Below are 10,834 nucleotides of genomic sequence, written 5' to 3' on the forward strand. Positions count from 1 at the left end.
CAGTTAGTTAGCTTTTTAACCCCTAAACCTATGAAAATCGGGTGGGGATGATTTTTTTGTCGTGTGCAGAGTTTTTTTCTTAATTACCTACTTTTCGATGTAGGTTATGAATATATTTTACCTATTGGTAAAAATAAAGATATAAGACAAAAGATGAATATGCTAGGAATTTCGCATAACAACCATCATGTTAAATAGAGAACAGTTAGGAGATTATTTATTCTTTCAATAGACAAAAACTTGCGGAATTTTTCTTAATTTGTAATCCTTGCGGCCAAGGGTGTCTAGCGTAGCTAAGACAGGTATTCGTTATAGTCGGGCCGCTATAATACGGATGACGAGTGCCTGTATGTTTAACCTAAATATCTTTAACAAGATCTCTAGTGAAGGATTGACCATCAAAAATGATCTTGAGCTGAATTCTGAGAATCAACTGATAACTAAATATAAGAGTTCTACTTCTGAAGACTATAAAAAAGCAATTATTTTGATCTTTAAAGAACGTGGCTATACCAGGTTAGAAATAGGTCAGTTACTTGAAAGATAACTCTAAAGAATTCCTAAAAATAACATAATACACCTTATACGAAATGCGTTATAATTCTCTTGAAAATTCAACGCTGTAGTTTCTTTTTTGCCCAACCTCCCCAAGGTGGGCTTTTTTTTATGATTTTTTCACGTTCCACGCTTATTATTTAATCAAAGTTTCACGACTTTGTTTAGGTCAATTGAATAATCAGAATGCCTGGTCTTTTTCTTTTTGGCGTTCATCCAGCTCTTTTTTGAGTGCCTTTTTATCCTGGTACGATGCAATCAGCATGATCGGGATCAGCAGCGGGGCCACAATAATTCCCAGGGCAATGTCTTTCAGTTTCGGCATGATCTCTCTCCCTTAGTCATTATCAAAAACAGCATTCAGCACACGGCCAAATAAGCCACGTTTTTTAGGTTCTGGTTCAACATGCTCAGGAAGATGGATCTGTTTACTCTCGGAAGTAGTCAATTCGTCATAGTTAGAGTCAGTCTGTGACCGAGGATCCGTTGCTATATTTGAATTTATAGATTCATTTAGCTTATCAATATTTTCTTGTTGTGACTGTTCTAAGGTGCCTTTAAACTCAATTCTATGAGTAAGATCTTCAATATGTTGCATCAAAGACTTTTCTCTTTGATTTGCTAAATCTAACTGATTTTTTAGTAAAGAAATCTGATCTTTTAATAGATTTTCGACTTCAGATTGAACGTGTACCTGTACATCCTTCTGAACTTGTTCAGTACGTGTACTGGACTGAACACCGACTGGGTTGCCATAAACTCTGATAAGTTCAGATAAGTCTATTAGACCATCATTATCTCTTGATAATTCACCATTTTTTAAAGCCTCATATATTGTTGTCCGTGATTTTTTAAAGGCTTTACTTGCGTCCATAACGCTAAATTTTGTAGTGTTCAATACAATCCCTCTGTTCATGTACAAGGATGTTCAGGTGAGCATATTACTGAACATTATCTTTATTTTGTTTGAAAGCCAACCTTTACTAGATATGGATATAGTTCTTTAAATTTTTCAGCATTTAATAGCATTTCGGCAATTCGTACGGCAAATTGCGGATAGCTTTCGGTGCCTTGAGAATACTTACTCATTTCAGGCAGTTCTGACAATTTGTTAGCAAATAAATGACGCTGAGCATCTGTTAACTTGGTGAAAATATCTAAGGTGTTTTGATCTCTAGCTTCTAGATTTGGTTTGTTAACGTTTTTCTTTTGCTTGAATGAGAATGAAAAGCCATAAATTGAACGTCCTTTTTTATGCTGCTCATACTTAACAGTGATATCTGTAAACTCATTAACTTGAGCTATAGCTAGATGTAAGACTCTGTCTTTAAAGTTCCCCATTCTTGTGTACTCATCATCAAGCACACCAATTTTTTTTCTAAACTCTTCAAGCTCTATAACAGGAGTTTGGCCAGTGCTACGCCATGCGATCAATAATTCATATAGACGTACAGCATAAGCACTACTGAGATTACTAACTTGCTGTAATTCATACTTAGTGAACTGTTCTTCGAGTTTAGTAATTAATGGAACAATAGCAGGTGCAAAAATTAACTTAACAGTCGCTTCAGCGTCAATATAACGAATCTCACTAACCCATCGGCTTAGTACGTTTTCGATATTTCCTCGTTTATTCATCTCTTGATAGCTAAATTGTCTAGCAAATAAATCTTTTGAAGCATCCTTTAATGCTTGATAGGCAGTCTGTCTTGCAACATTGAATTGATTGATATAGCTCTCTGCATGGACTTCTAAAGGGTTGTTTGCATTAATGCCTTTACCACTTTCTCTTGCTTCAACAATAGCTAAAAGAATAAGTCGCTGTTCAACTAGATCTAGGTTATAGCTTGCGTTAATTAAAGCATTATCTTTTACAACTAGATCTCGCATGTTATTAGTCTACTTTTTTATTTCTGAATATAAATCTATATAAAATATTATGTAGTTAAATGCAAGGTAAACGTAGTTAAATCTACAAAAAAAAATAAGTAGACTTATGGTAGGTAAACGTAGTCATATTGGTAGGTAAACGTAGTCATATTGGTAGGTAAACGTAGTCATATTGGTAGGTAAACGTAGTCATATAACCCTTGAAAGCATTGTGAACAAAGGCTTTCAGCATATCTAAAAGCATTTAAAAACTTTAAAATAATTAAAAGCCCAGAGAATGAAAAATTGCCCTTGGTTTTCGCTACGCTCAAACTCTATTGAATCTCGCTTTCGCTCGATTCGTCGGGGCAATTTTTTGGCTCTTCTCGTTGTGACTTCAATAAAAAGCAAAAGCACGATGGATTCGCTTCGCTCATAGAGCTTTTTTACTCGCTGCGCTCGATCTAGACTCAATTTTCTGCATGTAATTTACGCTTATTTAGGCTTCACAGCCTAAAAAACTGTTTTTCAGAGGGTCTAAGCGCGAATTTCAGCGATTTCACTCGTAGACACTCGTTCTGTACCTTCCTATGTGAATTTGAGCTTAAATCGCAAATGAGTGCATTTAAAAGCTAAGTTTTATAGTAATTAGATAAAATCTTTACCTTTTGTATGAGGGTCATAAGAAAAAACAGGTTTTTTAGTCTTCAATTTTTCTGTATTTCTTTCTGCATTCGTCATTTTCATTTTTTCATTAGAAGTGGGGACCATATCCTGGGACTCTAATTTTTCTATTTTATGTAGATGTACCTTTTTTTCACTCATTCCCATTCTATTCAAATTTCGCAAAACTGAACTGTAAGAAATATTGTTCGCTAGCTCAGGTAAATCAGCGTGGATTTCCTTAATTGTATAACCAGCTTCTAGCCGTTTTTCTATTTCAGGTAATACAGAGATGATGAATTTCTTTGCGCCATGTCTGGTGACCATAATGACTTCCTCTTTCTTTAATTTATGCAATTATGTGCAACCATATGCAATTATGAGCTTTTATAAGATTTTATATGAAATTATCTGCAACTATAAGCTTTTAAATAGTTTTTATTCATTTTGATGTGCAATTATATGCATTTATGTGCAATTGAACTTTCAGTGATATTGGCAAGATGTGTAATGTTATATAACATGGCAAGCCCTGGTTATATAAATTACCCTACTTATTCGCTTTCAGCTCAACGTGGCCTCTTGTCCTGCGGAGCTTTTGGCATAGCCAAAATGTACTGGAAATCAAAAAATGACTGAACAGAAAAAGCCGAAACGGATACGCCAAAAAGTAATTCAAGTTGTGGTAACTGATGAAGCTGAGAAAAAGCAAATTGAAGAAAATGCTGCTCAGGGAAATTTATCAGCTTCTCAATATTTGCGTGATCTAGGATTGGGTTATCAACCTAAAAGTCTGACTGATATAAAAACAATCCAGGAAATTCGCAGCCTAAAATCAGATATGAATAAAGTGGGTGGACTACTGAAAAACTTAATGAATGGAGAACTGACTGATCCTAAAGAGATCCGATCTAAAGTAAATGGGCTACTGCTGGATTTTTCTAGGAACCAAAATTCAATTGATCTATTCATTTCTAAAGTCAGATCCGCGATCAAGTTTTAAAAAAGTGTAAGGTGTGTGACCTTGTATAGTGGCGTTAGCCAGCTGTCCCTTCAGAGCTGCACTAAACCAGGTATTCCCAAAAAGGTGTAAGGTATGTGACCTTGTATAGTGGCTTTAGCCTGATGAATTTCGTATATGAGTTTTTATGTTAAATGTTCTTTAGATTGGAGCCGTTTATGATGTTCAATAAAAGATGTCTATAAAATCGGTGGCTATTCACAGTGCCAGGAAAACATCAGGCTCACGAATCCAAGTATTTTTCCGGCCAATGATGAAACTGAACAAAAAGCTCAGGACTGATTTTGACTGTATAATTTTTAGTTTGCATTTAGTGATGCCAAATAACGATAATTTATGAATAAAGTCAAAGTGCACGGTCAATTACAGAAATAAGTAAATCTTGAATAGACGGATACGCCTATAGGTTGTTTACTTCTGCCTCTTATTAGTTGTTAAGGCTTTTGAAACTTCTTAAGAGGAAATTAATATGAAATTTCTGATAGCGTTGCTCTTTCCTTGGTTGCCTTTCTTTATGATAGGTCGACCTTTTGCAGCAATGATATGTTTGTTTCTTCAAGTTACCCTTTTAGGCTGGCTCCCAGCTGCGATCTGGGCTGTGCATGCTTTATTGCAAGATCATGCAGACCAAGAAGCGAAAGCAGCTTTATATCACTAAGTTTAATTTAACTCTCTCCTAAGCATTCTTGAAATTGCTACTGTCAAAGCTCATTGAATAATGAGCTTTGCTTATTTGGTATAAGAAATTTTATGTTAAACAAAGACAATTATTATTTCTTCAAAAGTTAAAAACCGCCTAACAGGCGGTTTTTCTTATTAAATATGGCTATTCGGCCATATTGAAAGCGGTAAAATTTGGCGGTTTATATATGATTTGCGTATGGGAAAAAATCATCATTCCCGAAATTAAAAACATCAATATTGTTATTACAGAACTATATAATCGCATTCATTACTTATCAATCTTACTAGACCAACATCTTAATCTTGTATTGTTACATTTACAATAAAAATATGATTTTATTGTATTTTTTTTGATTAATTTTGTTTTTTATAAATTTAATGAATATGTATATAAGAAAACTTGATTTTTACTATTTTTAGTGTATAGTTGACTTAACTAGAAAAAAGTCTTGTTCCGGTAAATCTTCTTTAAGTATCGCAGTTTTAGTCATAATCCTTCGTTTTTTTCAGATTTTAAGTCGCTTCTTTATTATTTTCAAAGTTATACCCAGTCAATAAAATGACTTAAAATTATTAAAAATTAGTAGGATATATTATGTCAAACTCAAATGTTGTTAAAGGTACTGTAAAGTGGTTCAACGAAACTAAAGGTTTTGGTTTCATTCAACAAGAATCAGGTCCAGACGTTTTTGCTCATTTTAGCGAAATCGCAAGTTCAGGTTTCAAAACCTTAATGGAAGGCCAAATGGTTGAATTCAGCGTAGCCCAAGGTCAAAAAGGACCGAATGCTGTAAATATTATTGCTATCTAAGCAGTAATAAGCAGTAATAAAAAGCACTCATGAGTGCTTTTTTTATAATTTAAAATTAAATTTTAAAGTTATTTCCAAAATTGGAAAATTTTCAGAAAAACAGGATTCAAGTTGTTAAAAATAAATTATTTAATTGCAAAAGCTAAAAATGGTACTGAAATTATTGTTTCATTAACTCCTCTTAATAAAATGCAAAGTACACGTCAGGGGTTAAAAACAATTGAAGTGGGTAAAAGAGTTCTTCTCTCATCTGGGATGGAGGTCGATTTAAATTTAGATGGCCGTACATTTTATACTTCTTTAAATCAGCTATTTAAACTCGATCACAGAGTTATTTAGATAAAAAAATAAAAATCAGATATTTATTTAAATAGTTTCTACTGTAATTTTATGGAAGGTATATACATGCTTAAGCAGAGTATTAATGTTAAAGATCAGTTTGGGGTTAAACACACTATTCAAGCAACTGTGGATCATCAGTTTGCCAGTACCCGCTCTCATTCGAATATAAAACATATCACTGTTGATGGTGAAAATATTCGACCTAGTTTTGAAATGTTTTTTCAGAGTACCGTAAGTGGGAAAATTTTCAAAATTGCATAAATAATGCGAATTTTAAGCTAGTCCTTTTAATTTAAACTGGAATATTAAATCGTATACATAACCATTTTAAAAATAATTGTTTATGATTAAAATTTGGTGCTGCGATAGCATCTACTAGAGGTGGAACCACCTCTATGATGCTACTGAACAGGCTGTTATTGATTTCGCAATTCAATATCCCGCATATGGTCAGCACCGTACTAGTAATGAATTACGCAAGAAGGGTGTATTCGTTTCAGGGAGTGGGGTTCGCTCTATATGGCTTCGTCATGATTTAGAAAACTTTAAGAAGCGTTTAAAAGCACTTGAGGCTAAAGTGGCACAGGATGGTATTGAATTAAATGATCAGCAGATTGCGGCACTTGAACGTAAGCATGAGGATGACGTTGCTTGTGGTGAAATCGAAACAGCTCATCCAGGCTATTTAGGCGCGCAAGACACCTTTTATGTCGGGAATCTCAAAGGTGTTGGACGAATCTACCAACAAACATTCATCGACACTTATAGCAAGGTCGTTCATTGCAAGCTCTATACAACAAAAACACCGATTACAGCGGCTGATTTACTCAATGATCGTGTGTTGCCATTCTATCAATCTCAGGACTTACCAATGCTTCGCATCCTCACAGACAGAGGTACTGAGGATGCGCTAAGGTAGAACAACATGACTATGAGTTGTATCTGGCAGTCAATGATATTGATCACACGAAGACAAAAGCAGCTTCCCCGCAAACAAATGGTATATGTGAGCGTTTCCATAAGACGATTTTGCAGGAGTTCTATCAAATTACGTTCAGGAAGAAGCTTTATAGCTCATTGGAAGAATTACAGGTTGATCTAGACGATTGGCTGAAATTCTATAATACTGAACGGACTCATCAAGGAAAAATGTGCTGTGGTCGTACACCACTTGAAACTTTACTTGATGGAAAACGGATTTGGGCTGAGAAAAATTTAGCTCAAATTTAACCTGACAGGCACAATAAAAAATGGGTAACTGTCAGATCAGGTTTGAGCTAGTACACTTTATGCAACAATGCCGAGATAAACCCAATATTTTAAATCTATCCCTGATATTTAGTTATACGTCGAAGTTGCTCTAATTCTTCGATTAAATCCAGTATCATGGCCAAAGCAGTAAAACTTGCATCAAAATCACGCTGTAAACGATACGCTTTTTGTGCACGTGACACATCATCTACTAAAAAATATAAATCTGATGCATTTAAGCGATGTGGCAAAATATCGTATTCAATCAGTTGTAGAACCCATTGAGGACTTTGACCACAGACTTGAGCAAAACTATTTAAATCATAATGTTGTTGTTCATCTAAAACTTCTGCCTGCTGGATATCTTCTAAGACCACCTCATAATATTTAACTGTTGTCATAATTTTACTCCTTATGATGATCTTGGCTTAAAGTTTGAAAATGCTGCTGCAAATGCTTCATAAGCCTGTTTTTGTTGCTCAGTTTGCGCATCTGGTTGCACAATATCGAGGATCAGGAATAAATGCCCTGGATCTTTCGCAGGAATACCCTGATTTTTTAAACGTAATTGTTGACCTGTTTTTGCATTTTTAGGAATCTGAATATTGAGTTGTTTGCCATTGGGTAAACTTGCCATAATGGATTGTCCAAGTGCTGCTTCCCATGGACTAATCTTCAGATGATGATAGACATCCGCGTTTTCAACATAAGTTGAATCTGTAGCTTTATATTGGATTTCAATATACAGATCGCCATTTTCACCACCATGAATACCCGGTTGTCCTTGTCCTGTTAAACGGATTTTTTGGCCTGCTTTCATGCCTTTTGGAATTTTAACTTTTAAGACTTTACGCTGTACTTCTGCTTGCCCATATGCATTGATAGTGGGAATCTGTAATGTGACATTTTGAGTTGCGCCATGGAATGCAACATCCAGATCTACTTCTAGAGTCGCATGTTGATCATCCCCTTTATAGGATGCTCGACCTTGATAACGCTGTTCATTAAAACCACCAAAACCACCGCCAAAGCGACCAAACAAGTCCTCAAACCCTGAAAAATCCTGCCCGCCCATATTGGAATAATATTGATGACTATTCCCACCTTGGCTACGGCTACTCTGTGGATGGTCTAATTCAAAATCATATTCTGCTTTTTTTTCTTCATTACTTAACACATCGTAGGCAACATTTACTTCTTGCATACGCTCTTGAGCATCAGCTTCTTTACTGACATCTGGATGATATTTTCTTGCAAGTTTACGATAAGCTTTTTTAATTTGCTCATCAGTTGCATCTCGAGATACACCTAATATTTCATAATAATTCTTGGCCATATCTACTCTATTTTATTGTTTATGTTTTAATCATTATTCAAATTTTTTAAAGATAAAAAAACCTTTTAAGGATTTTTCTTGTTATAAATTATTTCTTTGCACACAAAAAATAACACATTAAAATTATAGCATAATATAGTTTTTCTCATGACAACTGCTATAGCTGATTACTTAATGGATTATCATAATAAAAAATATTAGACCTCTTGCGAAAGTATAGTTTTATCTAATTTTTGAATTGGCTAAAACCTCATAAAATATAGCTTTCGACTGCTTAAAATTTGACTAACGCAAGAAGTCTATTTATTAATCAAAAAATATCTTACTAATTAGTATAAATTTATTGCAAATTTTTATTTATATTTCCAATATATACAAATCCTTTAAATCAATGATTTATGGGTTTTTATATAACTTCAATATTCATGAGATATACAATGAAAAAACTGCTTTTGGTATCACTTCTTGGGGCTGTTGCAGCAACTACGGCCAATGCTGGTAATACAACAATTCAGCCATATGTAGGCGCTGGCTATACATTTTTAAATAACGATGATGTTGATGTACATTTTCTAGGCCTGAATGGTGGTTTGCAATTTAATGAATATGTTGGTGCTGAAGTATTCTGGAATAAATCTGTGAATGACATCGAGTTCGATGGCGATTTAGAAGAATTTGGTGTAAGAACTGATGCCGATGTTCAATACTATGGTATTGGCTTAACAGCTAAATATCCTTTAGCAAATAACTTCTATGCTAAAGGTATGGCTGGTTATGCACGTGTTGACCTCGATGTAGATGCTACTTTTCAAGGTTATACAGTTTCAACTAGCGAAGATGATTCAGGTTTAATCATTCAGGCTGGAGCTGGCTATAACTTCACTCCAAACTTGGCTGCAGAAGTAGCTTATACACACGTTAATGCGTTTGATGGCTTTAATGGTGTAAATGCTCAATTAAAATATAACTTCTAATTTGTTGAGTTAAAGAGCGAGGAGAAAATCCTCGCTTTTTTTATCAAAAGAGTATAGCTGAATGATAGCAAGCCAAATCGCATACAATATCTATCATTAGACTTAATGCAATAATTAAATGATGTTGTTATCATTAATCTAATAGAATTAATATTAAATGATAGAAATGAATACACGTATTTATCTACGAGCTTCAACTAAAGATCAAGATGCAAAAAGGGCTTTGCAGATTCTTCAGGATCTAAACCAAAACTTGAATTTGGGTGAAACCATTGTGTACGTGGAAAACTATAGTGGTACGAAGTTAGACCGACCTGAATTGAATAAGCTGCTGTCAGAAGCAAATCAAGGTGACACCTTGTTAGTTGAAAGTATTGACCGATTATCACGCCTAACCCAACGAGATTTTCAAGAGCTGAAGCGCAGGATCCAGGAGAAGGGACTTCGTTTAGTCGTAGCGGATCTTCCTACTACCTACCAAATGATTCAAACCAGTGACAGCATTACTCATTCAATCCTGGAACTCATCAACAATATGTTGATTGATCTCCTGGCAACAATGGCCCGCCTAGACAATGAGAAACGTATAGAACGTATTAAGCAGGGCCTGGCACGCTCGGGTTACAAGCCAACAGGTAAGAAAGCCAATGAGGCTAAGCACAAACGAATAAAAGAATTACTAGCAGCTGGCAATATGACTAAAGAAGAAATTGCCAAAGCAGTGAATTGTGGAGTTGCAACTGTTTATCGAGTTGCTAAAGTCATTTAAAAAGGCTTGTATCAGTGCTTCCCTTATGTCATATCTATTTACAAAGGAACAAGGCATCCTTAAAGATCAAAAGAAGGGATTAATGATGAAAAAGCATTTAATTTTCCTTGTTTTTATAGTGATGGTTTTTATTTTAGCTCTAGTTGTAAAGATTAATAATGATCATAAAAAAGGGCAAGCATTAAAGAAATTAGAACTAGTTGAAAAGCAAATCCATTAGGTAAAAATTGACTTATACTTATTTAAATAACGCTAATAACTAAGCCCAAAGAACACCTAGACCCAGTGCTACACACGCTTAGTTTTTTATATTTTAAAAGAGCATTTTAGCAAATATCATAAAAGACCGATCTATTCTCAAGCCAGTTTTTTATATCGCCGAGCATTATGGTTTCATCATAGATATATGAATATTAAGATAAATAAAAAGCCCTATAGTCTCTCCCGTTACTATAAGGCTTATAAAACGCTGTAATTTTTTTCTCTCTGCACACGACAAAAAAATCATCCCCACCCGATTTTCATAGGTTTAGGGGTTAAAAAGCTAACTAACTGTCGA

The 10,834-nt window shown here is 34.6% G+C and carries 14 protein-coding genes and 1 pseudogene; 9 read left to right on the forward strand and 6 right to left on the reverse strand.

Features of this window, described 5'->3' with window-relative positions; all coding sequences use genetic code 11:
* The first annotated feature begins 349 nt into the window (after positions 1-349).
* The gene (locus tag VXP95_RS14530; RefSeq protein WP_034705821.1) at positions 350-547 is read left to right on the forward strand and encodes a hypothetical protein; all 198 of its coding nucleotides are present in this window, start codon (positions 350-352) and stop codon (positions 545-547) included.
* 189 nt (positions 548-736) lie between these two features.
* Here the strand turns inward: VXP95_RS14530 and VXP95_RS14535 are convergent, their stop codons facing one another.
* The 4 genes from VXP95_RS14535 to VXP95_RS14550 all read right to left on the reverse strand — a co-directional run bounded on the left by VXP95_RS14535 (position 737) and on the right by VXP95_RS14550 (position 3,414).
* Positions 737-880: a hypothetical protein gene (locus tag VXP95_RS14535; protein WP_416706428.1), complete on the reverse strand. Its 144-nt coding sequence runs from the start codon at positions 878-880 to the stop codon at positions 737-739.
* Between the two features lie 12 nt (positions 881-892).
* Entirely contained in the window at positions 893-1,453 is a 561-nt protein-coding gene (locus VXP95_RS14540) for a plasmid replication DNA-binding protein (protein ID WP_416706427.1), read from the reverse strand.
* Positions 1,454-1,512: 59 nt separating this feature from the next.
* Positions 1,513-2,445 carry a replication initiation protein RepM gene (gene repM, locus VXP95_RS14545; protein ID WP_262738891.1) on the reverse strand — a complete coding sequence of 311 codons (933 nt, stop codon included), beginning with the start codon at positions 2,443-2,445 and terminating at the stop codon, positions 1,513-1,515.
* 627 nt (positions 2,446-3,072) lie between these two features.
* Positions 3,073-3,414: a hypothetical protein gene (locus tag VXP95_RS14550; protein ID WP_114542386.1), complete on the reverse strand. Its 342-nt coding sequence runs from the start codon at positions 3,412-3,414 to the stop codon at positions 3,073-3,075.
* 304 nt (positions 3,415-3,718) lie between these two features.
* On the opposite strand from VXP95_RS14550, the gene VXP95_RS14555 reads away from it, so the two are divergent.
* From VXP95_RS14555 to VXP95_RS14580, 6 genes and pseudogenes are all read left to right on the forward strand, one after another.
* A complete protein-coding gene (locus VXP95_RS14555; RefSeq protein ID WP_416706426.1) occupies positions 3,719-4,090 on the forward strand; it encodes a plasmid mobilization protein in 372 nt (123 codons plus the stop codon).
* Between the two features lie 487 nt (positions 4,091-4,577).
* The gene (locus VXP95_RS14560; RefSeq protein ID WP_004641934.1) at positions 4,578-4,766 is read left to right on the forward strand and encodes a YqaE/Pmp3 family membrane protein; all 189 of its coding nucleotides are present in this window, start codon (positions 4,578-4,580) and stop codon (positions 4,764-4,766) included.
* 621 nt (positions 4,767-5,387) lie between these two features.
* Positions 5,388-5,603 carry a cold-shock protein gene (locus VXP95_RS14565; protein ID WP_004641928.1) on the forward strand — a complete coding sequence of 72 codons (216 nt, stop codon included), beginning with the start codon at positions 5,388-5,390 and terminating at the stop codon, positions 5,601-5,603.
* Positions 5,604-5,714: 111 nt separating this feature from the next.
* Entirely contained in the window at positions 5,715-5,942 is a 228-nt protein-coding gene (locus VXP95_RS14570) for a hypothetical protein (RefSeq protein WP_416682347.1), read from the forward strand.
* Positions 5,943-6,008: 66 nt separating this feature from the next.
* Positions 6,009-6,206, forward strand: a complete 198-nt coding sequence (locus VXP95_RS14575) for a hypothetical protein (RefSeq protein ID WP_064095820.1) — start codon at positions 6,009-6,011, stop codon at positions 6,204-6,206.
* A gap of 124 nt (positions 6,207-6,330) precedes the next feature.
* Positions 6,331-7,175 (forward strand): annotated as a pseudogene (locus tag VXP95_RS14580) (integrase core domain-containing protein); the annotation flags it as partial.
* A gap of 95 nt (positions 7,176-7,270) precedes the next feature.
* On the opposite strand, the gene VXP95_RS14585 reads toward VXP95_RS14580, so the two are convergent.
* Positions 7,271-7,597, reverse strand: coding sequence for a chaperone modulator CbpM (locus tag VXP95_RS14585; RefSeq protein WP_416712299.1), 327 nt, complete (start codon positions 7,595-7,597; stop codon positions 7,271-7,273).
* Positions 7,598-7,608: 11 nt separating this feature from the next.
* Positions 7,609-8,532: a DnaJ C-terminal domain-containing protein gene (locus VXP95_RS14590; RefSeq protein ID WP_064101623.1), complete on the reverse strand. Its 924-nt coding sequence runs from the start codon at positions 8,530-8,532 to the stop codon at positions 7,609-7,611.
* Between the two features lie 437 nt (positions 8,533-8,969).
* Between VXP95_RS14590 and VXP95_RS14595 the strand changes: the two genes are divergently transcribed.
* Positions 8,970-9,506: a porin family protein gene (locus VXP95_RS14595; RefSeq protein ID WP_253175583.1), complete on the forward strand. Its 537-nt coding sequence runs from the start codon at positions 8,970-8,972 to the stop codon at positions 9,504-9,506.
* Positions 9,507-9,663: 157 nt separating this feature from the next.
* Positions 9,664-10,275 carry a recombinase family protein gene (locus VXP95_RS14600; RefSeq protein WP_034705871.1) on the forward strand — a complete coding sequence of 204 codons (612 nt, stop codon included), beginning with the start codon at positions 9,664-9,666 and terminating at the stop codon, positions 10,273-10,275.
* The last annotated feature ends 559 nt before the right edge of the window (positions 10,276-10,834 follow it).

This window comes from Acinetobacter sp. 226, assembly GCF_048147925.1.
In the GTDB taxonomy this organism is placed as follows: domain Bacteria; phylum Pseudomonadota; class Gammaproteobacteria; order Pseudomonadales; family Moraxellaceae; genus Acinetobacter; species Acinetobacter pecorum.

Excerpts from the sequence above, each read along its gene's own strand:
- VXP95_RS14530 (WP_034705821.1), top strand. The coding sequence starts at position 350 with ATGTTTAACCTAAATATCTTTAACAAGATCTCTAGTGAAGGATTGACC.
- VXP95_RS14535 (WP_416706428.1), bottom strand. The coding sequence starts at position 880 with ATGCCGAAACTGAAAGACATTGCCCTGGGAATTATTGTGGCCCCGCTG.
- repM (WP_262738891.1), bottom strand. The coding sequence starts at position 2,445 with ATGCGAGATCTAGTTGTAAAAGATAATGCTTTAATTAACGCAAGCTAT.
- VXP95_RS14550 (WP_114542386.1), bottom strand. The coding sequence starts at position 3,414 with ATGGTCACCAGACATGGCGCAAAGAAATTCATCATCTCTGTATTACCT.
- VXP95_RS14555 (WP_416706426.1), top strand. The coding sequence starts at position 3,719 with ATGACTGAACAGAAAAAGCCGAAACGGATACGCCAAAAAGTAATTCAA.
- VXP95_RS14560 (WP_004641934.1), top strand. The coding sequence starts at position 4,578 with ATGAAATTTCTGATAGCGTTGCTCTTTCCTTGGTTGCCTTTCTTTATG.
- VXP95_RS14565 (WP_004641928.1), top strand. The coding sequence starts at position 5,388 with ATGTCAAACTCAAATGTTGTTAAAGGTACTGTAAAGTGGTTCAACGAA.
- VXP95_RS14575 (WP_064095820.1), top strand. The coding sequence starts at position 6,009 with ATGCTTAAGCAGAGTATTAATGTTAAAGATCAGTTTGGGGTTAAACAC.
- VXP95_RS14585 (WP_416712299.1), bottom strand. The coding sequence starts at position 7,597 with ATGACAACAGTTAAATATTATGAGGTGGTCTTAGAAGATATCCAGCAG.
- VXP95_RS14590 (WP_064101623.1), bottom strand. The coding sequence starts at position 8,532 with ATGGCCAAGAATTATTATGAAATATTAGGTGTATCTCGAGATGCAACT.
- VXP95_RS14595 (WP_253175583.1), top strand. The coding sequence starts at position 8,970 with ATGAAAAAACTGCTTTTGGTATCACTTCTTGGGGCTGTTGCAGCAACT.
- VXP95_RS14600 (WP_034705871.1), top strand. The coding sequence starts at position 9,664 with ATGATAGAAATGAATACACGTATTTATCTACGAGCTTCAACTAAAGAT.